At 69.8% G+C, this 22,295-nt stretch carries 26 protein-coding genes; 12 read left to right on the forward strand and 14 right to left on the reverse strand.

All coding sequences use genetic code 11. The features are described from left to right. The first annotated feature begins 5 nt into the window (after positions 1 to 5). From FHR04_RS17500 to FHR04_RS17525, 6 genes are all read left to right on the forward strand, one after another. Entirely contained in the window at positions 6 to 959 is a 954-nt protein-coding gene (locus FHR04_RS17500) for a biotin--[acetyl-CoA-carboxylase] ligase (RefSeq protein WP_139404524.1), read from the forward strand. Positions 960 to 1,013: 54 nt separating this feature from the next. Then, positions 1,014 to 1,592, forward strand: a complete 579-nt coding sequence (locus FHR04_RS17505) for a biotin transporter BioY (protein ID WP_139404525.1) — start codon at positions 1,014 to 1,016, stop codon at positions 1,590 to 1,592. A 169-nt stretch (positions 1,593 to 1,761) separates the two neighbouring features. After that, positions 1,762 to 2,748 (forward strand): carbohydrate kinase family protein, encoded by a 987-nt coding sequence (locus FHR04_RS17510; protein ID WP_139404526.1) that lies wholly within the window; start codon positions 1,762 to 1,764, stop codon positions 2,746 to 2,748. Beyond that, positions 2,745 to 3,773, forward strand: coding sequence for an endolytic transglycosylase MltG (mltG, locus tag FHR04_RS17515; protein ID WP_139404527.1), 1,029 nt, complete (start codon positions 2,745 to 2,747; stop codon positions 3,771 to 3,773). The genes FHR04_RS17510 and mltG overlap by 4 nt, the downstream gene beginning before the upstream one ends. Before the next feature lie 91 nt (positions 3,774 to 3,864). Next, the gene (locus FHR04_RS17520; protein WP_139404528.1) at positions 3,865 to 4,065 is read left to right on the forward strand and encodes a hypothetical protein; all 201 of its coding nucleotides are present in this window, start codon (positions 3,865 to 3,867) and stop codon (positions 4,063 to 4,065) included. Further along, the gene (locus tag FHR04_RS17525) at positions 4,062 to 4,790 is read left to right on the forward strand and encodes a DUF421 domain-containing protein (protein WP_139404529.1); all 729 of its coding nucleotides are present in this window, start codon (positions 4,062 to 4,064) and stop codon (positions 4,788 to 4,790) included. The genes FHR04_RS17520 and FHR04_RS17525 overlap by 4 nt, the downstream gene beginning before the upstream one ends. A gap of 195 nt (positions 4,791 to 4,985) precedes the next feature. On the opposite strand, the gene FHR04_RS17530 is transcribed toward FHR04_RS17525, so the two are convergent. From FHR04_RS17530 to FHR04_RS17570, 9 genes are all read right to left on the reverse strand, one after another. Next, positions 4,986 to 5,300: a hypothetical protein gene (locus FHR04_RS17530; RefSeq protein WP_039685581.1), complete on the reverse strand. Its 315-nt coding sequence runs from the start codon at positions 5,298 to 5,300 to the stop codon at positions 4,986 to 4,988. A gap of 125 nt (positions 5,301 to 5,425) precedes the next feature. Beyond that, positions 5,426 to 6,559, reverse strand: coding sequence for a cytochrome P450 (locus FHR04_RS17535; protein ID WP_375782592.1), 1,134 nt, complete (start codon positions 6,557 to 6,559; stop codon positions 5,426 to 5,428). 127 nt (positions 6,560 to 6,686) lie between these two features. Further along, complete coding sequence (locus tag FHR04_RS17540; RefSeq protein WP_139404530.1) at positions 6,687 to 8,114, reverse strand: phytoene desaturase family protein; 1,428 nt, start codon at positions 8,112 to 8,114, stop codon at positions 6,687 to 6,689. A gap of 67 nt (positions 8,115 to 8,181) precedes the next feature. Then, complete coding sequence (locus tag FHR04_RS17545; RefSeq protein WP_183944838.1) at positions 8,182 to 8,889, reverse strand: hypothetical protein; 708 nt, start codon at positions 8,887 to 8,889, stop codon at positions 8,182 to 8,184. After that, positions 8,886 to 10,040: a glycosyltransferase family 2 protein gene (locus tag FHR04_RS17550; protein WP_249039196.1), complete on the reverse strand. Its 1,155-nt coding sequence runs from the start codon at positions 10,038 to 10,040 to the stop codon at positions 8,886 to 8,888. The genes FHR04_RS17545 and FHR04_RS17550 overlap by 4 nt, the downstream gene beginning before the upstream one ends. Continuing rightward, the gene (locus FHR04_RS17555; protein WP_249039197.1) at positions 10,037 to 10,693 is read right to left on the reverse strand and encodes a lysophospholipid acyltransferase family protein; all 657 of its coding nucleotides are present in this window, start codon (positions 10,691 to 10,693) and stop codon (positions 10,037 to 10,039) included. Before FHR04_RS17555 ends, FHR04_RS17550 begins: the two co-directional genes overlap by 4 nt. After that, positions 10,686 to 11,618: a carotenoid biosynthesis protein gene (locus FHR04_RS17560; RefSeq protein WP_221265602.1), complete on the reverse strand. Its 933-nt coding sequence runs from the start codon at positions 11,616 to 11,618 to the stop codon at positions 10,686 to 10,688. Before FHR04_RS17560 ends, FHR04_RS17555 begins: the two co-directional genes overlap by 8 nt. Before the next feature lie 2 nt (positions 11,619 to 11,620). Further along, a complete protein-coding gene (locus FHR04_RS17565; protein WP_338084768.1) occupies positions 11,621 to 12,034 on the reverse strand; it encodes an NUDIX domain-containing protein in 414 nt (137 codons plus the stop codon). Continuing rightward, complete coding sequence (locus FHR04_RS17570; RefSeq protein ID WP_139404531.1) at positions 12,031 to 13,566, reverse strand: phytoene desaturase family protein; 1,536 nt, start codon at positions 13,564 to 13,566, stop codon at positions 12,031 to 12,033. The genes FHR04_RS17565 and FHR04_RS17570 overlap by 4 nt, the downstream gene beginning before the upstream one ends. Positions 13,567 to 13,618: 52 nt before the next feature. Between FHR04_RS17570 and FHR04_RS17575 the strand changes: the two genes are divergently transcribed. Together FHR04_RS17575 and FHR04_RS17580 are read left to right on the forward strand one after the other, a co-directional pair. Then, positions 13,619 to 14,122 carry a GNAT family N-acetyltransferase gene (locus tag FHR04_RS17575; protein ID WP_170214010.1) on the forward strand — a complete coding sequence of 168 codons (504 nt, stop codon included), beginning with the start codon at positions 13,619 to 13,621 and terminating at the stop codon, positions 14,120 to 14,122. A 41-nt stretch (positions 14,123 to 14,163) separates the two neighbouring features. Beyond that, positions 14,164 to 14,388, forward strand: coding sequence for a hypothetical protein (locus FHR04_RS17580; RefSeq protein WP_139404533.1), 225 nt, complete (start codon positions 14,164 to 14,166; stop codon positions 14,386 to 14,388). A gap of 1 nt (position 14,389) precedes the next feature. Here the strand turns inward: FHR04_RS17580 and FHR04_RS17585 are convergent, their stop codons facing one another. Both FHR04_RS17585 and FHR04_RS17590 read right to left on the reverse strand, forming a co-directional pair. Further along, entirely contained in the window at positions 14,390 to 14,971 is a 582-nt protein-coding gene (locus FHR04_RS17585) for a GNAT family N-acetyltransferase (RefSeq protein WP_249039199.1), read from the reverse strand. Between the two features lie 38 nt (positions 14,972 to 15,009). Further along, positions 15,010 to 15,468, reverse strand: a complete 459-nt coding sequence (locus FHR04_RS17590) for a ketosteroid isomerase-related protein (RefSeq protein ID WP_139404535.1) — start codon at positions 15,466 to 15,468, stop codon at positions 15,010 to 15,012. A 232-nt stretch (positions 15,469 to 15,700) separates the two neighbouring features. Here FHR04_RS17590 and FHR04_RS17595 point away from each other — a divergent pair, with 232 nt between their 5' ends. From FHR04_RS17595 to FHR04_RS17610, 4 genes are all read left to right on the forward strand, one after another. Further along, complete coding sequence (locus FHR04_RS17595) at positions 15,701 to 17,179, forward strand: hypothetical protein (protein ID WP_170214011.1); 1,479 nt, start codon at positions 15,701 to 15,703, stop codon at positions 17,177 to 17,179. A gap of 101 nt (positions 17,180 to 17,280) precedes the next feature. Next, on the forward strand, positions 17,281 to 18,330 hold the full coding sequence (gene mutY / locus FHR04_RS17600) for an A/G-specific adenine glycosylase (RefSeq protein WP_139404551.1): 1,050 nt from the start codon (positions 17,281 to 17,283) through the stop codon (positions 18,328 to 18,330). Positions 18,331 to 18,373: 43 nt separating this feature from the next. Further along, on the forward strand, positions 18,374 to 19,204 hold the full coding sequence (locus tag FHR04_RS17605; RefSeq protein WP_039685570.1) for an isoprenyl transferase: 831 nt from the start codon (positions 18,374 to 18,376) through the stop codon (positions 19,202 to 19,204). An 84-nt stretch (positions 19,205 to 19,288) separates the two neighbouring features. Next, positions 19,289 to 19,789 carry a hypothetical protein gene (locus FHR04_RS17610; protein WP_139404537.1) on the forward strand — a complete coding sequence of 167 codons (501 nt, stop codon included), beginning with the start codon at positions 19,289 to 19,291 and terminating at the stop codon, positions 19,787 to 19,789. 13 nt (positions 19,790 to 19,802) lie between these two features. On the opposite strand, the gene phoU is transcribed toward FHR04_RS17610, so the two are convergent. The 3 genes from phoU to FHR04_RS17625 all read right to left on the reverse strand — a co-directional run bounded on the left by phoU (position 19,803) and on the right by FHR04_RS17625 (position 22,145). Then, positions 19,803 to 20,447 carry a phosphate signaling complex protein PhoU gene (gene phoU, locus FHR04_RS17615; protein WP_139404538.1) on the reverse strand — a complete coding sequence of 215 codons (645 nt, stop codon included), beginning with the start codon at positions 20,445 to 20,447 and terminating at the stop codon, positions 19,803 to 19,805. A gap of 61 nt (positions 20,448 to 20,508) precedes the next feature. Beyond that, a complete protein-coding gene (locus tag FHR04_RS17620) occupies positions 20,509 to 21,459 on the reverse strand; it encodes a sensor histidine kinase (protein ID WP_249039200.1) in 951 nt (316 codons plus the stop codon). Further along, on the reverse strand, positions 21,456 to 22,145 hold the full coding sequence (locus FHR04_RS17625; protein ID WP_139404539.1) for a winged helix-turn-helix domain-containing protein: 690 nt from the start codon (positions 22,143 to 22,145) through the stop codon (positions 21,456 to 21,458). The genes FHR04_RS17620 and FHR04_RS17625 overlap by 4 nt, the downstream gene beginning before the upstream one ends. Positions 22,146 to 22,295 lie beyond the last annotated feature (150 nt).

The following is a 22,295-nucleotide window of genomic DNA, read 5'->3' on the forward strand; positions in this document are numbered from 1 at the left end:
ACGAGATGCCCCACCGCCTGCTTGCGTTGTTGACCGACACCCCCCAGTCCGGGGAGGTGCTGGCCGGGCGGCTGGGGCTGGGCCGCGTGACCGTGAACACGCTGGCCCACCGGCTGCAGGAGGACGGGATTCCGTTGCAGATCACCCGCGCCGGGTACGCCCTGACCCCCGGTACGCCTGCGCCGGGGCTGGTGCGCCGGGGCGGCGTGCTGGGGGCGGACATGCGCTACTTGGGCACGGTGGGCAGCACGCAGGATGAAGCCCGAGCCTGGGCCGACGACGCGGCAGACCCCGCCCCACACGGCGCGGTGGTGGTGGCTGAGCGCCAGACGGGGGGGCGTGGGCGGCGTGGGCGGGCGTGGACCCCGGTTCCCGGCGGCCTGACCTTCAGCGTGCTGCTGCGGGGTGGGGGAGAGGACGGCCAGACGCCGTTGACCCTGCCCGAACTGGCCCTCATGCCGCTGGCGGCGGGCGTGGCGGTGCAGGCGGCCTGCGGCGCCGGCGGCCTGAAATGGCCCAACGATCTGCTGGCCCCGGATGGCCGCAAGCTGGCGGGCATTCTGCTGGAGGCCGATCTGCGCGGCGAGGAAGCCCGGCGCGCGGTGCTGGGCATCGGCCTGAATGTCTCGGGTGCCCCGGCAGGCGCAGCCCACCTGAGTGAACTGCGCCCCGGGGTGACCCGCGCACAGGTGCTGGGCGACGTTCTGTTCCAGCTTGAGCGCTGGCTGCGCGCCCCGCCCGCCGAGATTCTGGAGGCGTGGGCCGCCGCGAGCGTCACCCTGGGCCGCCCGGTGCGCGTGCAGACCCCGCGCGGGCCGCTGGAAGGTGTGGCCGAACGGCTGGACGCGAGTGGCAGCCTGATCGTGCGGACCCTGGACGGCCCCCACACCGTCAGCGCTGGGGATGTGGAATTGATCGGGGCGCTGGATGGTGGGCTGCACGGTGGCCCCGCCCCGTGAAACCAGTCCGCCTGCCTCGTTTCCCACACGCTAAACCCCCCTCAAGGAGAATCCATGACCCAGCTGACCCACCCCACCCTGGCCCGTACCCTCGCTCCCGCCTCCGGCCTGACCCGTGACCTGCTGCTCATCGCAGGCGGCGCGGCCCTGATCGCGCTGCTGGCGCAGGCCGAACTGCCGCTCAAGCCTGTGCCGGTCACTCTGCAAACCCTGGGCGTGCTGCTGGTCGGCGCGGCACTGGGCTGGAAGCGGGCCTTCGCGGCGCTGGCGCTGTATCTGGCGGCGGGTGCGGTGGGCCTGCCGGTGTTCGCGGGCGGCATCGGCAGTGTCGCCAAATTCGCTGGCCCCACCGGCGGTTTCCTGCTGTCCTTTCCCTTCGCCGCCGCGCTGGTGGGCTTCCTGGTGGAACGCTTCGCGCTGGACCGCCGGCCCGCTGGCACCGTGCTGGCCATGCTGGCGGGCAGCGCCATGATCTACGCGCTGGGCCTGCTGTGGCTGGGGGCCGTGACCGGCCTGAGCGGACAGCCGCTGCTGGGCGCGGGCCTGATTCCCTTTCTGCCCGGCGACGCGCTGAAATTGGGGCTGGCGGCGACGCTGCTGCCGGGGGCGTGGGCGCTGGTGGGCCGCCGCTAGGCCCTGGCGGACTTCCCGTTTTCAGGGTGCGTCATCAGAGCGTTTTTGCTCTGGCGGCGCATTTTCCCTTCTGCCGGACTCCCTGGATTGCAACGAGATTCGACTCTCCCGGACATCGTTCATCCGGCGCACCCCGCCATATCCAGCCGCGCTATGCTGCGCCGCAGTCATGAGTGAACGAAAGCCTCTGGTGTCGCTGGGCGACCTGAACTGGGATGTGCTGGCCAAGCCCGATACCATGCTGCTGTCGGGCGGCGACACCACCGGGCGGCTTGAACTGTCGGGCGGCGGCAGCGCGGCCAACCTGGCGGTGTGGGCGCGGCGCTGCGGCTGCCCCAGCATCTTCGTGGGCAAGATTGGCCGCGACCGATTCGGCGAACTGGCCACCGCCGAGTTGCAGGCCGAGGGCGTGCAGACCGAGCTGATTCTCAGCACCGAGCATCCGACCGGGGTGGTGCTGGCCCTGATTGACCGCCGGGGCCAGCGGGCCATGCTGACCGGGCAGGGCGCGGACTGGGAACTGCTGCCGGACGAATTGCCGCAGGGCGTGCTGCGGGCGGCGGGCCACCTGCACCTGACCGCCTGGAGCCTGTTCCGCGATCCTCCCCGCGCGGCGGCGCTGGCGGCAGCGACGCTGTCCAAGTCCTCCAGAACGGGGGAGGGCAACGCCACCCTCAGTCTGGACCCCGGCAGCTTCCAGATGATCCAGCAGATGGGCCGCGAGAACTTTCTGGACATCGTGGACCACGTGCCCTTCGACCTGCTGTTTCCCAACGACGACGAGGCCCGCGCCATGAGCGGCTGCTCGCATTCCGGCGACGCCCTGAGCTGGCTGCGCGAGCGGTACCCGCACGCGCTGGTGGTCCTGAAGATGGACGCCGAGGGTGCGTTGATCGAGGGGCCGGACCAGCCGCGCGTGCACGTGGCGGCCACCCCCGACACCCTGACCGACGCCACCGGGGCCGGGGACGCCTTCGGCGGCGCGTTCCTGGCCGGCTGGCTGACCCACCGTGACGCGGCGCAGGCGGCCCGGCTGGCTGTCGAGGTCGGCGGCTGGGTGGTCTCCCGTTTCGGGGCCAGACCGCCCGCCGACGCTGAACTGCTGGCCCGGCTGGCGCGGCAGCCCCTGAGTGCCGTGACCGGGGCGGGCCTGTGACCCGGCTGCGCGGCGGCCGCCCGGTCTGGGCCAGGGTTCTGCTGATCCTGCTGGCGCTGCTGCTGCTCGCGGCGCTGGGCGCGTTCCTGTACGTCCGCAACCTGACCGCGCCTGCAGGGGGTGGCCCGTACACGCTGGAGGTCAAGCCCGGCGACACGCTGGGGGCGGTGGCCCGCGAGTTGCAGGGCAAGGGGATCATCAAGAGCGCCGACGCCCTGCGCTTAGTGATGCGCCAGAACGGCACGGCGGGCAGCCTCAAGGAGGGCCTGTACGATCTGGACGGCTCGCTGAGCGTGCAGGGCGTGGCCGAGAAGCTGGCGGGTCCGGCGCGGATTCCGGTGGTCAACGTGACCGTCCCGGAAGGCAGGCGTATCCAGGACCTTCCGGCCATCTTCCAGAAGGCGGGCTTCGACGGCGCGGCCATCCTGGCAGTCCTGAAAGACCCCAGCCTGAGCAAATACGCGGCAGGCAAGCAGAACACTCTGGAAGGCTTCGTCTTTCCCGCCACCTATGAATTCCGCCCCAAGGAAACCCCGCGCAAGATCGTGGAGACCATGGTGGCGCGCATGAACGATGAGTTCACGCCGGAGCGCGTCGCCCAGGCCAAGGCCCTGGACCTGAGCGTGCGCGACTGGGTGATTCTGGCAAGTATGGTGCAGGCCGAGGCCGCCAACGATCTGGAAATGCCCATCGTGGCCGGGGTGTTCCTGAACCGCCTGAAAGACGGCATCGCGCTGGGCAGCGATCCCACGGTGGCCTACGGGCTGGGCAAGGACCTGCCGGAACTGGACCGCTCGGCCGGGGACTTCACCAAGGACACGCCCTACAGCACCTACACCCGCATGGGCCTGCCGGCCGGACCCATCAACAATCCCGGTGAGGCCGCGCTGCAAAGCGTGCTGAACGCCAACCGCAAGCTGGCCGACGGGCGCGACGCGCTGTACTTCCTGCACGCGCCGGACGGCAAGATCTACGTCAACCACACCTACGCCGAACACCTGCGGGACAACGAGCGCTACCGCTAGCGGGCTGAGGGCCACACCGCCGCAGGCCGGCCTGGGGTGTCTCAAGATCCTCTGAAGGTACGAACCGTCACGCCGCCTACACTCTGAAGGTATGCCCGCACGTGAATTTCTGGAACGGCGCAACGCCCTGTGGCAGCGGCTGCGCGACCTTTCTGCCGAAGAGGGCTGGCCGGATTCACCGGAATTTGGCATGGCCCTGCAAGAGCTTTGCGACTTGATCGGCTGGGACCGGCAACGGGTGCTGGCCGGCCTGGGCCTGGATGAAGCGCCGGTTCAGGAGGACCGACCTTGAGCGGCCCGGAAATCATTCCCTTCGACTGGCAGCGCATCTGGCTCGGGGACGCGCCGCCGCTGTTCCTGCTGGAAATCGTCTTCCGCACCGTCGTGATCTTCGTGTGGTTGCTGTTTCTGCTGCGGCTGACCGGCAAGCGTGGGCTGGCCCAGCTCAGCGCGCTGGAACTGGTGATTGTGATCGCGCTGGGCTCGGCGGCAGGTGATCCGCTGTTTTACCCGGAAGTGCCGCTGCTGCACGCCATGCTGGCCCTGGCGCTGGTGGTGGGCTTTCAGCGGGTGCTGGCGCGGTTGGTGGTGCGCTCCGAGCGGGTGGAGGCCTTCATGGAGGGCCAGCCGGTGGAACTGGTCCGCGACGGCGTGTTCAGCATGGCGGCGCTGGAGCGGGCGAACCTCAGCCGCGAGGACCTGTTCGAGAAATTGCGTGCCCAGGGCGTCTTGCAGCTGGGCGAGGTCCGCCGCGCCTACTTTGAGCAGGACGGCCACCTGACCGTGTTCCGCCACGACGCCGACCCGCCGCCCGGCCTGCCGGTGGCGCCGCCGTGGGATCTGGAACCCCCCTCTGTGCTGGACCCGGATCTGCCCCAGCAGGGCTTCGTGGCCTGCCTGGACTGCGGGCGCGTGCAGCAAGCGGCTGGGCTGTTGCCGGGCTGTGCCTGCGGGGGACTGGCCGGGTGGACGGCAGCCACCACCGATCCGCTGGCGGGGCCGGGGCGCGCAGGCTGAGCACAAGAAAACCCGCCGACTGCGGCGAGTTCAATGTGAAGCCAGGCTTCTAGAGCATTTGTCAAAAGTGCTGTTTGCTTTTGTCCGAACGGAGTGAGTGAATTTTGCTGAGCATTTGGGACTTGCAAAGCTGCGGAGCAGAGAATGGAGGCATCAGAAGTCTTCTTTTCTGATGCAGCAATTCGGACAAATGCTCTAACTGCAGCGCTTGACGGCGTACAGCTGATTCAGCTTGGAAATCCGCTCGTCGGCAGCCTTCTGCACCTGATCGTTGGTGTATTCATTGGCCACGATGCCTGGAATGAAGAAGATGGCCCAAGCGACGTTCTGGGCGCTCAGGCCCCGGTTCTTCCCAGCCTCGTCACGGGCCGACTGGGCGCGGGCGATCTCGCCCTTGATCTCGGTGCATGACAGTTCGGTGTCGGGCTTCTGGGAGTTGGGGTTGTACCGTGGGGCGCAGGCAGACAGGGCCAGGGCGGCGGTGACGGCGAGCAGCAGAACTTTTTTCATGGTTGATCCTCCGCTCTCCGTATACCACCCGCTTTGTGACTTGTCACGCAAATCCTTTAGGCAGTGCTGAAGAGTGGAAGACAGGTGCAGCTCTGACCGGAGGCGAAAAACGCTTTGCACCACCCTCACGCCCGCCGCACCACCAGCGGCCCTTTCGGCCCCAGCGTGATACCCGGCACGGGGGTGTCGTCGCCGCGCACGGCCCGCAAGGGGGGCAGCGCCGCCAGTGCGTCCAGAATCAGCATCTGCGCCAGATGCATGCCCAGGCACAGGCGTTCGCCGCCGCCGAAGGGCAAGTAGGCCCACGCGGGCGGCTTGTGCTGCCAGCGCTGGGGCTGGAACTTCTCCGGCGCGTTCCACAGCCCCGGATCGCGGGCCGAGAGGTACGGGGCGTACAGCGCCAGCGTGCCGCGCGGCAGCCGCACGCCGTTCCAGTCCAGCTCGCGGCTCAGGCGGCGGCTGCCCATCCAGCCGGGGGGGTGCAGGCGCAGGGTTTCTTTCAACACGGCCCCGTGGTGTTCGGGCGCGTGCCACCCCGGATGCTGGGCCAGATGCCACACCGCGTAGGCCAGCGCGTGCGTGGTGGTGTCGTGCGCGGCGGCCAGGGACACCCGCGCCTCCTCCAGCCCGCCGGGAATGGGTGCGAGGACGGCCAGTAGGTCATCCCCACCCCCGGTCAAGCGCCACGTGGCAAGACGGCGCAGCTCGGCGTCCACCCGCAGGAACAGCCGTGGGCGCGGCAGCGCCGGCACCGGGAAGGGGCGGCGCAGCGGGGCCAGGAAGGCGTGCAGCAACCCGGCATCGAACTCGCCGCCGAAGTAGGCCGCGTTCAGCAGCCGCAGCACCGCGCCGTCGGCCCACTCAAGCGCGTCGAATTCACCGTCTGGGATGGGCAGCAGGGCCGCCTGGGTGCGCCCGCGCAGGGTTTCCAGGTGCTTTTTTCCAAAGCCCGGATTGATGGTCTGCCGCCGCCTGCGGTGCAGGGGCGCGTCGGTGAGGATCACGCCGCCGGCCAGATACGGCACCACCGCCGAGAAGCCGCCCGCGCTGCGGAAGGTGTCCAGATCGCTCAAAAGCCGCCGGTTCCACGCCGGGCTGAAGCCCACGACAGACGGGAGGCCCAGCCGCAGCCGAAAAAGATCAGTGCCCGCCGCCCGCGCCCGCCGCGCGCCGTCCTCGATCAGCGGCAAAGGTGACAGCGCCCAGTCCTGCAGGTGGCCGTTGCCGGGGCGGGTGGGCGGCTGGGGGAGGTGGTGGATGGTGGATGGTTGATGGTTGATGGAATGGGGCAGTCGGGTTTTTCGGCTCTCCTTCCCTTGCCACTCCCCACTCACCACTGACCCCTCCTGCGGCTCTCCCACAAGCCACAAGCCACGCGCCACAAGCCTAACCCCACGTCTCGCCCACCCCCGGCACGTCCAGCCCGCCCAAATCGTCGTAGGGCAGGCCCAGCAGCGTGCCCGCGCCGTTCCAGCCGCTCAGCATGCTCAGGGGGACGCCGCCGCCGGGATGCACCGTGCCGCCCACCTGCACCAGATTGCGGGCGTGCGGCAGCGTCCAGCCGGGGCGCAGGCTGCCGCTCAGGCCGTGGGGGGCGCGGCCGTACAGCGCGCCGCCCTGCGAGACGCGGGCGTAGTCGGCGGGGCCGAGGGGCAGCCATTCCTCGATGTCCAGGGGAAAACGCTCCTGCAATTGCCGCAGCAGCAGCGCCCCGTACTGGCGTGGATCGTCCTCCAGCCCCGGCTTCGGGGGCGCGTTGACCAGCAGGAAGGCGCGCTGGCCGTCCAGGTGCAGGTACAGCGTGGGATCGCGCGGCAGGCGTCCGGCGCGGATGTCCTGCCACTCGCGGGCGTACTGCGCGGGCCAGAAGATGTGGTGGGCCGGGGGGCGGTTTTCTTTCAGGCGCAGTTGCAGCGCGAAGCCGCTCACGCCGCGCGGCGCGGGTTTCTCGTTCAGGCCCAGCCAGCCCAGCGTCAGGGCTCGGTCGGCGGCACTGACCCAGGCGTCGGCGGCAAAGGCCCCGGCGTCGGTGTGCGCCCCCAGCACGCGCCCGCCGTGAACGATCAGCTGGCGCACGCGCGTGCCGTATTCGAAGCGCACGCCCAGCTCCAGCGCCCGCCCGTACAGCCGCTCGGCCAGCGCCAGCAGCCCGCCCTGCAGGTGCCACACGCCGTAGCCCAGTTCCACCCAGGCGATGTTGTGCAGCACGGCGGGCGCGCGGTAGGGATCGGCCCCCAGGTACGTGGCGAAGCGCAGCCAGAACGGCGTCATGAACGGCCCCGAACGCACGTAGCGGGCCAGCGTCGTGCCGGGGGCGGCCCGCACCCCCCGCGTCAGGGCGTAGCGGGCCAACCGTGCGGAAGTGGGCGGCGGCGCGAACAGGAAGGTGGGCGCGGCGTCCAGGTACATCTGGCGCGAGGCGGCCAGCAGCGCCGAATAGCGTTTGCCCTCGGAGTTCGAGAGCTGCTCAAGCGTCGGCTCCAGGCTGCCGGCCACATGCAACGCCTCCGGGGCGAAGGTGCGGCCCTCGCCGGGCCGGGCGGCGTGCGCGTGGTAGGTGGTGGTGGGGCGGGCGGCCTCCAGCATGGGGGCCGGCAGCGCGAGGCGTTCGTGCAGCGTGCGGAAGATCTGCGGCATGGTCACGACGGTGGGGCCGCTGGAGAAGTCCTCGTAGCCCAGCGCGGCCTTGCCGCCGGGTCGCTCCAGCGCGTCCAGCACGGTCACCTGCGCCCCGGCCCCCGCCAGCCGCAGCGCCGCCGCCAGCCCCGCGAAGCCCGCGCCGATCACCGCGACGTGTTTGGGAGCGTGCCTCAACCCCGCGTTTCCCTGTCAGCCCTGCCAGTCATGGCCTGAAGATAATGCGGATGGGCGACCAGGGCCGTCACTTTTGCACGCTGATGGAATACGCCAGCAATTCCTCGCGGGACAGCAGCTTTGTACCCTTCAGCACGCTCAGTCGGCCGCCCGGTTGACCCGGCTGGCCCAGTTCCAGCACGTAGCGGTAGCCCGCGTTGTTCCAGACGTAGCGCTCGCGGCCCGACACGCGGGTGTGCGTGCCGCCGGTCAGCTGAATGCCGGGGGTGCCGTCGCGGTTGCGGCTGGCGTAGGTGACCTTCCCTCCGCTTTCCCAGACGATCACCGTGTGCTTTGCGGTGGCGGCCAGCACGGTGGCTCCCGGCACGTAGCGGCACCCGAAACGGCCCGCCGGAACGACATATTCATTGATGTGCGTCATGCGGTACTGCGGATCGAGGGTGTTCTCGATGTTGCTGCTGTGGATGAAGTATTCAGGATTCTGGCTCTGCGTTTGCCCGGCGGGGATCAGCGGCGTGTACACCTGACCCGCGCCGGGTTCGGGGCGGCCCAGTTGCCAGTTCTGGACGCTGAGTTTTCCGCCCACCCACTGCGCCAGTTTCACCGGCCCGGTCTCGGCCGCAGGAGTCGTGACCGCCAGCACCCGCCCCGGCGTGTCGCACCACGACTGGGCGGGCTGCCAGCCGCCGATGTTGGCGTAAGAGCTTTCTGACCACCGCGCCTGGGCCGCCGCGCTGCCGAGCAGGGTCAGGGCCAGAAGAACCGGAAGTTTCATTCCTTCAGCTTCGGCCCGGAGGCTGAGGCGCGTCTGATGGACAGGGCCGGCCCCCGCTCATCCTTCGCTTCGCCCTGCGGATATTCCCGCCCCTTCCACACCACCCGCCGCCGCGCCGCGCGCAGGTACACCGGCAGCGCCAGCAGCGGCGTGGCCGGCCCCAGCAGCCCTTCCAGTAGATCGGCGGGGGTACGGCGGCCCGCGATCACGGCCACGGCGGTGCGCTCCAGCAGGCCCAGCACGCGCAGCGCCCGCGCGCCCGGCACATTGACCAGCCACGGCAGCGTGTACACCGCCAGATGCGCGGCGGCGCTCAGCAGCAGCAGCGGGCGCGAGTGCAGGTGGATGGGCAGCACGTTCTTGGAAAACCCGCGCACCGAGTCCGGGTAAGAGCGGTACATCCGCACCCCGATGGCGTCCCGCCCCAGCGCCGAGGCCACCCGCCCCCCACGCGCTTTCAGGCGGCGGGCGAGCTGGGTGTCTTCCAGCAAGTCCCGGCGCACCAGCGCGTAGCCCCCGGCCCGCTCCAGCGCCCCTCTGCGAAAGGCCATCACCTGCCCGTTGGCGATGGTGGCGGCGGCCTGCGGCAGCGTGATTACCGGATATGGAAAGTACGACAGCACGGCGGCGTCTACCAGCGGCGTCAGCAGGCGCTCGCCTATTGTTCGGTTGGATTGACGTGGCTGCACGCTCAGCAGATCGGCCCCGCTCGCCTCCAGCTCGTGCAGCACGGCCCCCAGCGCCCCGGCGTGCCACGCCACGTCCGCGTCGGTGAAGATCAGGAGGTCGCCCGACGCCAGCACCGAGAGCTGCTGACAGGCCCACGGTTTGCCGAACCAGCCGGGCGGCAGCGGCTGGCCCCGCACCACCCGCGCGCCCAACTGGCACGCGATCTGCGCCGTGTTGTCGCGGCTGCCGTCGTCCAGCACGATCACCTCGTTCGCACCCTGCGCCAGCACGCCGGGAAGGGTGTGCGGCAGGTTGGCCGCCTCGTCGCGGGCCGGAATCAGGATGGAGACGCGCGGACGGTCTGCCGGCAACGGCTGCGGGCGCAGGCGCGGAAAATGCACGGCGTTGATCAGCAGCACCGCCGCCTTGCCCGCCAGCCACGCGAAGGCAAAGGTGTGGTAGGCGCGGGCGGCGGGTTTCACCGGTCTCCGGTGATCCGGGTCAGCAGGCGGGCGGGCCAGTCCACTGTCTCGGTGCCCGTCGCCCGCCCCCGCATCACGCGCAGGTAGCCGGCCAGCGGCTGTTCCGGGTTGCTGGCGGCGAGTTCGGCGTCCAGCACGCCCAGTTCGTGGGCCAGCGCTTCCGGGAGCGACGTGGTGGCTGCCCCGACGCGCAGGTACGCCTCCGGCCACTGCCCGCCGCGCATCACCACGCGCAGGGCCACGGGGATCAGCGGCACGCCCGCCGTCCGCGCGATCCAGGCCGCGCCGGGGTGCAACGCGCCCAGACTCCCGCTACTCTGCACGGCCCCCTCTGGAAAGACTGCCACCCACGCGCCGTCCTGCGCGCCGCGCACCGCCTCTCGCACCCGGCCTGCCTCCAGCGCGCCCATGCGCCGCAGGAAGGGAAAGCGCCCCAGTTGGCGCGCCGTCATCAGCACCCGGAAGTCCGCGCCTGCCCACCACGCCAGTTCGCGCAGCACGTAGCCGTCCCACCACGAGTTGTGATTGGGGGCCAGCACCGCGCCGCCTGTGGGCAGGGTACCGCGCAGCCACACGCCACCCAGCCCGGTTCTCAGGCTGCGGCGAATGCTGTGCTTCAAGACGGGCGTGGCCCACGGCGCGCGGTCAGCCACGCCGCCTCACCAACCGCGCCAGAGCGAGGCCCAGCAACATGGCAAGCAGGGTGACGGCGGCCTCCAGATAGCGGCCCACCAGCACCAGACCGCCAGGAAGGAAAAAGGCTTCGATGGGGTAGGCGACGGCGAAATTGATCTGGGCCTCTCCCTTTCGCGCCTGCAACACCTCCGGGCCGACGCGCGTGATGACCCACGAAATCCCGCCCCCCACCGCCCACCAGCCCAGGAAATTCTGCAAGGGTGCGCCCGCCCAAATCGGGTTCGGGTCACTCCACAGCCAGTAGCGTTGCGCGGTCATCAGCGGTTCTAACCCCACGTCCCACAGTGCGAGCAGCAGCCCGGCCAGCCACGCCCGCCCGCCGGAGAGCAGCAGCCCGGCCAACGTCAGCGCGAACCAGCCCAGCGGCACCATCAGCGGCACGCCCAGCACCAGGGGATCGGGGGCGGTGGCGTAGGAATAAATGCCGAAGGGAAAGCCGGTGCGGGTGCCGATCACTTCCGCGCTCAGGCCCAGGCCGCAGGCCAGCAGCGCCATCAGCCACGAGCGGCCCCAGCCCACGCGCTCGGCGGCGTACAGCAGCGCACCGACGAACAGCGCCGCCGTACTCGCCAACCCCAGCACGCCGAAGCCCTCCGGCCACAGCGGGACGGGGACGTGCAGAACGGCGTAGAGGGCAATCAGCCACATCCACGGGCGCGTCTCGGAGATGAGTTGTCGTGTTCGCGCTTGAAGCGTACTGGAAAATTCACTGCCCAGCGCGTCCCCCGCCAGTGCCAGCACCCCGGAGAGCGGCACACCAACCCCGATCAGCGCCCAGCCCGCGCTCTGATCGGCCAGCACCAGCAGCGCCCCCAAAAAAGCCACGCCCAGAGCGGCAAAGGCGAGGCCAAAACGAAGAAGATGGGATGGGAGGCGGATCAAGGTCAGGCTCCGGCGTGCTGGCGCAGGGGTGGAGGTTGCCTCAGTGCCGCGAAGTAGCGGGCTGTCGCATCTGAAACGGCTTGCGGCAATGCGTCCTGCGGCCACCAGCGCGTCTCATGGGCGTCGTCGCCGGCCCGCGCCTCGCCCCCCGCGTATTCGGAGGTAAAGACATGGGTTTCCCAGTCCACCGTGTTGCCGTCCAGGTAAGTGTGTCGGTGCTGGAAGACGCCCAAAGGGTGCAGAGCGCCGACGCTCAGGCCGGTTTCCTCGGCCAGTTCGCGCCGCGCCGCCCGTGCGGGCGTTTCCCACCAGCGACGGCCCCCGCCCGGAATGTCCCACAACCCATTGTCCCCCCGCCGAATCAGCAGCACTTCTCCGGCTTTCAGAACAGCCACGCCTGCCCCCACACGCCTCACTTCCAGCCTCTCCGCGTCAGATCCTTGACCAGCACCTGCGCGGCGTTGCGGCCACTCGCGCCCATGATGCCGCCGCCGGGGTGGGTACTCGCGCCGGTCAGGTACATGCCTTTCAGGCCCGGCCATTTGTACTGGCTGGCGCGCATCCAGGGGCGGAAGGAGAACATCTGGTCAAAGCTCATTTCCAGATGCATCACGTTGCCCCGGTGCAGGCCCAGGTTGGTTTCCAGCCACTGCGGCGTCTGCACCAGCTCGCCCACAATCGTGTCGCGCGTGCCGGGGGCGTAGTGTTCAAAGGCGTTCAGGATGTTCTCGCGTGCCTCGGCGGTGCGGGTCTCCCAGGAGCCAGACGACAGCTCATACGGGTAATACTGCGCCCACAGCCACAGCGCCTCGCCGCCAGGAGGGGCCAGCGAGTCGTCCACGGCGCTAAAACTCATGGCGATTAAAGGTGGATCGCTCGACGGCTCCCCGGCCAGGTACTGCCCGTAGCCCTTCATCAGTTGCTGCTCGTTCTTGATGAGGAGGCCCAGGCCCACGCGGCTGTCGGGTTCGGTGTGGTGGCGGTACTTGACCTGCTCGGACAGCGCGAGGCGCAGCACCATGCCGAAGCCGTTGCCTACGCGCACATTTCTGGCAGATTCGGGGACGAACTCGTCCGGCAAAGCCCCGGCAGTGGTCAGCACATGCGCCCCGGACACGACGGCGCGGGCGGTGTAGGTGTCGCCGTTCTCCAGCCGGATGCCCTGCGCCTTGCCGTCCTTGACCAGAATGTCCTTGACGGGCGCATTCACGAAAACCTCGCCACCGTCGGCCTCAATCGCCCGCTTGAGGGCCTGGGACAGCCCGCCGCTGCCGCCCTTGGGCCGGGCCACGCCGCCCTCGTGGTACAGCGGGTGCCACAGCAAAAAGGGGGCGCTCAGCGGGTCAGTCGGCGGCGGCCCGCTCTGGGCGGCCATCCACGTCAGCGGCGCACGCACGCGCTCGTCGCTGAAGTATTCCTTTGCCACCTCGCCGTAGGGCTTGAGGATGCGCGGCAGTTGCTCCATCCAGTCGCGGCCCTTGCCCGAACTGACCACCATCTTGCCCATGTCCAGCGGGCCGGGCGCGGAGTTGAACAGATCGGCGACGCTGCGGGCAAACGGCGTCCAGTCGTCCAGAAAACGGGTGTACGCCTCGCCCTGGCCGGGAAACAGGGCTTCCAGTTCGCGGGCGGTACGCCCCGCGTCGCGGTGGATGAACCACGGGGTCTCGCCGTCGTAGGCGTGGAACATCGGATCGACTTCCAGGTAGTGCAGGCCGTGGCGGGTCAGCTCCAGTTCGCGCACCACCGGGGTCATGCGGATCAGGATGTGGGCGCTGCCGCCGTAGTCGAAGCGGTAGCCGGGCACCAGTTCCTCGGTGCTGACCGCCCCGCCGACGATGTGCCGCCGCTCGAACACGCCCACCTTCAGGCCCGCCTTGGCCGCGTAGGCCGCCGTCACCAGCGCGTTGTGGCCCGCGCCCATCACGATCACGTCAAAATCCGGCATCAGGGTCAGTGTGGCATGAAGGCAGCGGGACGGACGGGAAGGAATGCGCCAGATGACCGATGCCCGCCGCTTGCCCCCACCCTCAAACTGGGCCATGCTCCCCTTCACCGTCCGCCGCCTCGGCCCCGGCGATGAAAGCGCCCTGGCCCGCATCGCCCGTGAGGAAACCGACTTCACGGGCGAGGAGCCCAGCCCGCCGCTGACAGCCGAGGCCGCCCGCACCTTCCTGTCCGATCCCGCCGTGTGGCACTGGCACGCCGAGGCGGACGGTCAGCCCGTCGGCTTTCTGCTGGCCTACGTTCACCGGCAGCGGCACGGCGAGGCCCGACATGTCATGTTCGAGGAGATCGGCGTGCGCGAGGGCTGGCGGCGGCGGGGCGTGGGCCGCGCGTTGGTGGACGCTTTGCACACTCAGATGCGGGCTGAAGGGATAGAGGAGGTCTGGGTGCTGGCCGACAACCCGGAAGCCCAGGCGTTCTACGAAAACTGCGGTTACGCGGTGGACGAGTTGCAGGGCGTGATGCTCTCGCGGCAGATCGGTGACCCAGGCGGGTGACAGAGAAGCGTAAGACCCCGCCCCCTACACTGCCCCCATGTTTGGCAATCGCCGCGTGCCCCCCCCACATCGTCCTGATCTTCAGCGTGCTGCTGGGGGCACTGTGCGCGGTGGGGGCCTTCTTCGCCGTGCGTTCGGGAAGCTGGCTGTGGGCCGGCATAGCGGGCGTGCTGGCCGTGTGGTTCGTGGTGGACGCCGTGCGCTCCTACGGCTGGAACGAGAACAGGAAGCGGCTGGCCGCCGAGAAACAGGCCGCCGCCCGCTGAGCTACCCTTCCCCGCGCCTGAGCCAGAACCGCATCGGCTTGGGCGTCTCCGCGTCGTCTCCCACGTCCGGCCAGCTCATGGTGGTCTGCAGATCAGGGCGTTCGATGTACCCCCGCGCCGCCCAGAAGGCGTTCAGCGGGCGGTAGTCGGCGGGCCTCGCCGGATGAGCCTCCGGACGCTGCACCGCGCAGAAGGCGGTCACGCCCAGCCCCAGCCGCCGCGCGTGGGCCTCGCGCCCGTCGAAGAAGGCGTGGCCCAGCCCTCGTCCCCGGTATTCAGGCCGCAGCACGCTCTCACCCAGGTACAGCACGTCCGACCCGTCAAGTTCAGAAGTCTCAAACGGAGCCCTGACCTCCGCCGTCTCGCCCGCCAGCGGCACGGCGGTGCTGGCCCCGATCACGGCCTGACCGTCGCGGGCCAGGATCACGACGGCGTTCTCGTTGTTCAGGTAGGTTTGCAGGTACGTTTCCTCGTACTCGGGCGTGCCGTCGTACAGGTACGGAAACGCGCGGAACACGCCGATGCGCAGCCGTGCCAGTTCGGCCACGAAGGGCCGCGCCTCGGGGCCGCTCAGGGCTGTCACCCGGATTTCTGGCGGCACAGTGTTCAGCCGCGCAGTGTTCAGCCGCCCACCTGCCGGGTCCAGTCCTGCAGGTTGTAGTAGTTGCTCACGCGGGCGATCTGGCCGCCATGCACCTCGAAGAACGCGCCCACGGGCAGCGCATAGTTCTGCCCTCTGGCGGCGGGCAGGTCTGCGTCGGTCTTGAGGTACTCGCCGTGGATCACGAATTCGGCGGCGGCACGCACGCCGTCGGCGCTGACCATCACCGTGACGTCGCGGGCTTCCTCGCGGTAGTGGGCGTCCATGTGGGCCAGAAAGGCGGCGAAGGCGGCCTTGCCCAGCTCGGTGCCACCCTGGTTGATGTCGTGTTGCACGTCGTCGCTCAGCAGTTCCAGCATGCCCGCCGGATCGCTGTTGTTGAAGGCAGCGTAGTAGCGCGTGATCAGCTCGTGCGTCCGTGCCTGTGGGCTGGGAACGGCGTCGGTGGCTGGGTGGGGGTCAGTGGTCCGTGAACTCATGCCCGTCAGCATAGGGCGGGCCGGGCCGCGAGGTGGGAGTGGGGGGACCCAGTGTGGCCCGCGCTCGGGTCTACCCGCGCCCAGTCGCGGCGCCGGAAACCGGGGGGACGGGGGGCAGTTGCGCCCCCGAGGACGCTGCATTCTGCTACTTTAGAAACAATTCAGACCGTAGCATCACGCGCCGTTGGCCGGTCCGGTCAGGTGCGTGCGTTCTAAAATGGAGGTTTCCCGCATGAAATCAATGCGTTACATCGTGACCCGCCCCTGCCTGCAAGAAGGCAGCCTGAGCCTTCTCAAGTACCTGCAGTCCACCTTTCCGCAGAGTGGCCCCGCCGTCTTCGTCGACGACAAGGGCGAGGAACACAGCGTGCAGGTGGACACCGAGCGGGCTCGCATCTGGGGCCTGGGCGGGTTGTACCACGCGCAGCATCTGGGCGTGAACGACGTGTTGATCATCACCAATCTGGCCCCGGCGCGCTATCAGGTGGAGGCCATCGTCAAGCCGCATGCCCCGCCGCCCCTGCCCCGGCGTGAGCAGGGCAAGGCCCCGGAAACGCGGCGCGTGGTGGTGTCCTCCACCGCCCATGTGCGCGAGGTCCGCATGCAGGAGGTCGCGCCCCAGCCGGCCGAGGCCCCGCCCGCACCGGCCGAGGCCAGCGTCCCGGACCCCGTCAGTCAGGAGGTCCGGGTCACCGAGGTGCGCGCCAGCCACGCCGAGAGGGCCGCTGACCCGCGAGCCACCGATCCGAAAGCCACCGATCCGAAAGCCACCGATCCGAAAGCCAGTGAGCAGCGGGCCGGCGAGCCGAAAGCCACGGCGCAGCAGGTCAGTCAGCAGACCAGCGAGAAGATCCGGGCCGACTGGAAAGGGGTGGCCACGCCCAGCCCCGCGCCCGCCGAGCCGCCCATGCAGCCGCGTGTCGGTGGCGAGGCCCTGCGCGCGGAGGCCCGGACCGGCACAGCAACCGGGACCCTGCCGGCGGCTGACCCTGCGCCGTCTCCCCTCGGCGCGAATGCCCAGGAACTGGACCAGATGCCCGAAGCGCAACTGGCCGAGCTGGCCCGGCTGACCGGCTACCGCCTGGACCATCTGGGCGGCGGCGTGCTGCGCCTGAAGGCCGAGTTGGGCGCGCACAGTTACGCGGTGCTGGTGGCGCTGGACGAGGCGGCCCGGACTACCCCTGCCTGGAACGAGGAGCAGGGCTACCGCGTGCTGCTGTGCAGCGAGGGCGACGAGCCGCAGGGCGTGTCCCGACTGACCCACGAGGCACTGGCCGCCCTGAACGAACACGCGCGGCTGGCCCCGCTGTCGCCGGTGGACCTGCGCGGGTACTGGAAGGCGGGCCATGTAGACCTGGAATCCGCCGCCAGCATCGCCGAACTGATCAGCGCCCATCTGGCGCAGCGCGGCATCTTCAGCTTCGTGCTGCTGACGCTGGCGCAGCAGCCGGCCCACAGCGTGATCAGCGTGCCGCGGCTGGCCGAGAAGTTGGGCAGCGGCGTCAACTACGCCGAACTGGGCAGCATTCTGGAAACCCTGACCCGCGCCCCCTTCCTGGCCCTGACCCCGCTGCCTGGCGGCCAGTTTCTGCTGCGCGTGGGCGTGGCCGACATCCTGGCCGATCTGGCCGAATACTCCGAGGGCGTGCGCCGCCGCATCCGCACCCCGGCGGCGTCCGGCGCGGTCCGGCGCGAGGGCGTTCGGGCCTAGACCTGAGACGCAACGCCTGAGCGGCAGGCCTGCCGTCAAAACACACGGTTGACCGGTCACTGCGCCCCTACACTGGCGCGGTGACTGCCGGTTCAGCCCCCATGTCCGCCCCTATTCCCGAATTGCGCGCGGCGCTGCTGGCGTGGTTCGATGCTGCGGGCCGTGACCTGCCGTGGCGGCTGGGCTCCGAGGGGCGGCGCGATCCCTACCGCGTGTGGGTGGCCGAGATCCTGCTGCAGCAGACGCAGGTGGCGCGCGGGCTGCACTACTATGACCGCTTTCTGGAGGCGTTCCCGACAGTTGAAGCCCTGGCCGACGCGCCTGTTGAGGCGGTGCTGAAAGCCTGGGAGGGCTGCGGCTACTACGCCCGCGCCCGCAACCTGCACCGCGCGGCGCAGCTCATCGCTGCGGACGGCTTTCCCACCGATTATGGCGGCTGGCTGGCGCTGCCGGGGGTGGGGCCGTACACCGCCGCCGCTGTGGCGAGCCTGGCCCACGGCGAGGCCCGCGCGGTCAACGACGGCAACGTGCGCCGGGTGCTGTCACGGCTGTACGGCGAGGCCCGGTCCACCGACGCGTGGGTCCAGGCGCGGGCCGACGCCCTGCTGTCACCGGACCGTCCTGGCGCGTGGAACGAGGCCGTGATGGATCTGGGGGCCACGGTCTGCACGCCCCGAGCGCCGCGCTGCCCCGAATGTCCCCTGGCGGCCCACTGCGCGGCGCGGGCGAGCGGCACGCCCACGGCCTTTCCCGCGCCCAAAGTCAGAACGGCGGCGCGGGCGGTGCAGGCGGTGGCCCTGCTGATCGGCGATGACAGGCAGGCCGTGCTGGAGCGGCGAGAGGGCCAACTGCTGGGCGGCCTGATGGGCCTGCCGATGCAGGCGGTTGGCCCGGACGGCAGCGTGTCGGAGGCTTTGAAGACGGTGTGTGAGCGGCTGGGTGCCACCCCCGGCGAACTGCTGGGACAGGTCAGCCACAGCATGACCCACCGCCAGATCACGCTGCACGTCTACGCGGCGACTTCCGGTCTGCCCCGGCAGGCGGTGGCGACGGCGGCCCTCTCGAAACTGGACCACAAGGCGTTGGGGCTGCTGCAGGCGCGGCAGCAGAGCCTGTTTGCCGCGCCACTCACCGAAGGTTCATCCGTTTGAGGGACGCGCCGATCTTTTGCCGCGCGCTACACTACCCCTGCTTATGAAGTCCAAGCCCGCTGCCGCCGCCGTCCGCACGCTCCAGAAAACACGCAGCGCGGCGCGTGGGGCGCTGCTGTGGGGTTACGAGCAGCGACTGGCCCGCGAGGTGGGTGCGGGGGGCAAATTGCCGCGTCATCTGGGCCTGATTCTGGACGGCAACCGCCGTTACGCGCGGGCCGGGGGCATGGGCCGCGAGATGGGCCACTCCTTCGGGGCCGACAAGGCCCACGAGGTCTTGCAGTGGTGCCTGGAACTGGGCATTCCCGCCGTAACCATCTGGGTGCTGTCCACCGACAACAGCAGCCGTGACCCGGAAGAGATCGCGCACATCCTGAGCCTGCTGCAGCGCGAGGCGCTGAACCTGTCCACCGATCCGCGCATCCACGCCAACCGCGTGCGGGTGCGCGCCATTGGGCAGCACAGCAATTTTCCGGGCCATGTGCTGGACGCCCTGCGCGAGTTGGAATCCAAGACCGCCCATTACGACGGCATGCGCCTGAACATCGCCGTGGGCTACGGCGGGCGCGAGGAGATCGTGGACGCGGTCAAGACCCACCTGTCGGCGCAGGCCGCCGCCGGGCTCACGCTGACGCAGGCCGCCGCCGAACTGGCCCCGGACCACATCAGCGCGCACCTGTACACCGCCGACACCCCAGACCCCGACTTCATCATCCGCACCAGCGGCGAGATCCGGCTGTCGGGCTTCATGCTCTGGCAGAGCGTGTATTCCGAGTTCTACTTCTGCGACGTGTACTGGCCGGGCTTCCGCCGGGTGGACTTTCTGCGGGCGCTGCGGGACTTTCAGGGCCGGGACCGGCGTTTCGGCAAGTAGGGCTGCCCGGGCGGAGCGCCCCCACCGGGGGAGGACGGCAAATCTTCCGCGCCGCGCCTCACCGGTCCTCTACACTCGCCGGCTGTGAATCCTGCCCTTCTGAAGCCCGCCCTGATGTCTCTTGCCGCCCTGACTGCCGCCGTCTCGCTGGCGTCCTGTGCGCCCGCCGCTGGCGATTCCAGCACCAGGAGTTCCACGACCCCGGTACCACGCTATCCGTTCAAGACGGGCACGACCTGGACCATCAGCGGAACCGACCAGAACTTCAATAAAATTGAAGGCAAGATCACGCTGGTTGACGAAGACCCTCTGTACCGCGACAACAGTGGCAGAGGGAGCTGGTTCTACGACGCCGACAACGGCTACATCGCCCTTTACGAGCTGGAGCGGTCCACGCGCTTCGTGGTCTGGGATGTCTCCGAATCCAAACGGCTGGTGGCCTGTTACCTGGGTGGGTCGTATGACAGCAACCAGACCCGCTATGAGGGCGTAAGCCTGGCAGGTTCAGCCGACGAGATCAACGGCCTGTTTGCCAAGCTTGGGAACGGTGTGCTCGGCGGCAGCTGTGTGGTGACCCGCAGCTGAAGCCCGCTGGCCCTCAGGCCTCGCGCACCCCGGTGACCCAGTAGCGCACGCGCTCGGCGACGTTTTCCATGTGGTCGCCGACGCGCTCCAGACTGCGCCCCACCCGCATCAGCATCAGCGCCTTGCTGATGTTGCGCGGGTCTTCGAGCATGTAGGTCACCAGTTCACGCTGAATCTGCTCGTACAGGTCGTCGACCTCGTCGTCCATCGTGATGGTGGCCTCGGCGCGGGTCACGTCGCGCTCCGCGATGGCCGTGCGCAGGTTCTGACTCATCTCGCCCAGACGGGTCAGCATGCGCGCCAGATTCACGTATTTCTTGAGCGCCGGGGCCTGGGCCAGTTCCGCGCCGTCCTCGGCGACGTGCACCACGTAATCGCCCATGCGCTCGATGTCCGACAGGCTTTTCAGGATCAGCGCCACCAGCCGCAGGTCACGGGCCACCGGCTGGTGCAGCGCGATGATCCGCAGGCATTCGGCCTCGATGCGGGCCTCCTGGGCGTCCACCTCGCGGTCCAGGGCGCGGACCTCCGGGAGCCGCTCGGTCTGTTCGTGCAGCAGCACGTCGGCGGCCACCGGCAGCATCTGTTCGACGGTGTTCAGCATGTTCAGGGCGCCGTTCAGGACGCTTTGCAGGTCATTTTCAAGCACTTCACGCATGGGGCACTCCTTGGTGGGTTCCGGCAGGTGGGAGGGGCGGGGCGGCGGGTCAGCCCCTCGTCTAGCCCATGCTGCCAACCCCCGGCAGCGTGAAGCAAAAGGCGTTGCGCCCGCCTAAGCGCGCGGCCCAGGCCTGACCGCCCCAGCCCTGCACGACGCTGCGGACGATGTACAGCCCCATGCCGCTGCCCTGTCCGGTGGCTCCTGCGCCGCGGGTATGGGCCTGAAACAGGCTGTCGCTGTCGGGAATGGGCAGGCCGTGGTCCAGCACGCAGACCTCGGCCCAGCTGCCGCGCGCGGCGGTCTGAACCTCGATGTCCTGGTCCGGCGGCCCGTATTTCAGGGCATTCTCGATCAGGTTCAGCAGCACCTGCAGCAGCTTGTCGGGATCGGCGCGCACCAGATGGTCCGGCCCGAAACTCAGGCGCGAGCCTCGGGCGGTCAACTCGCCTTCCAGCAGGCGCTCGGCGCGGGCGAACGCCTCGGCCAGCGGCAGCGTGCGGGCGCGGGTGGGGCGGAATCCCACCGCCAGGTCCTCCACCAGCCGCGCCAGGCGCCCGGTTTCCTGCAGCCCCTGGCGCACGAAGTTCTGCGACAGCTCGCGCGGCATGTCGTACTCCAGCGCCTCCAGCACGCCTCTGAGGGCCGTGACCGGGGTGCGGAACTCGTGCGAGAGGACGGCGGTGGCCTCGCGCAGTTCGGCCTCGCGGCGGCGGTGGGCGGTGAGGTCCTCCACGATCAGGGCGCAGGCGTCACCGTCGCGGGTGGCCGCGCAGCGCAGCGTGCGCCCGCTTACCTCCAGCTCCAGCTCGCCGCCGCGCTCGATCAGGGCCTCCAGGGTGTGCCGCCGCACCACCTCCAGCACCGGACGGCCTGCCGCCCGCGCCTGCGACACGCCCCACAGCCGCGAGGCCGCCGCGTTGAGGCGGACCACGGTGCCGCCCTCGCACAGCAGCACCGCCTGGGGCAGCGCGTCGATCCAGAAATCCGCCGTTCCGCCCGTGGAGTTCACTTGGCCTCGGCCCACGGGCGCATGCGGTAGCCCCGGCCGCGCACGGTTTCCAGAAAGGCGGGCCGGCCCACTGTCTCGCCCAGGTGCGAGCGCAGCTGCGTGACGTGCTGGTCCACCGTGCGCTCGCCGCCCAGAAAATCCGCGCCCCACACCCGGTCCAGCAGTTCGGTGCGCGAATAGACCCGCCCGACGTGCTGGGTCAGGAAGGCCAGCAGGTCGAACTCGCGGCGGGTCAGGTTCAGGCGTTGCGCGGCCATCCGGGCCTCGGCGCTGCCCAGGTCGATGGACAGCGGGCCGTTCGCCAGCGTCTGGGGCGTGTCCGGCTGGCTGCGCCTCAGCAGGGCGCGCACGCGGGCCACCAGTTCGGCGGCGCTGAAGGGCTTGGTTAGGTAGTCGTCCGCTCCCGTTTCCAGGCCCTCCACGCGCTCGGCCTCGGCGGCGCGGGCGGTGAGCATCAGCACCGGCAGGCGGCGCAGGTCAGGGTCGGCCCGCACCCGGCGCAGAAAGCCCAGCCCGCTCTCGCCGGGCAGCATCCAGTCCAGCACCAGCGCGTCGGCGCCGTTCAGGGCGTCCAGGCCGCCCGCCGTGGATTCAAGGGCCGTGACCCGCAGCCCGGCGCGCTCCAGGTGAAAGCGCAGCACCTCCCGCACCGTCTCCTCGTCCTCGATGACAACGACGTGGCTCATTGCCCTCCATTCTGAGGGCTCAGGTCAGGGGAATGTCAGGGGAATGGGGCGTATCCTTCCTTTTTTGCCCCCCTTCCGGTGCGTTACCCTGCTCTTGCCACGCTCCGGGCATGGGGCGGGGCCGTCAGCCGGGCACACAGCGCCATCCCT

It is taken from the genome of Deinococcus radiopugnans ATCC 19172, assembly GCF_006335125.1.
Classification (GTDB): domain Bacteria; phylum Deinococcota; class Deinococci; order Deinococcales; family Deinococcaceae; genus Deinococcus; species Deinococcus radiopugnans.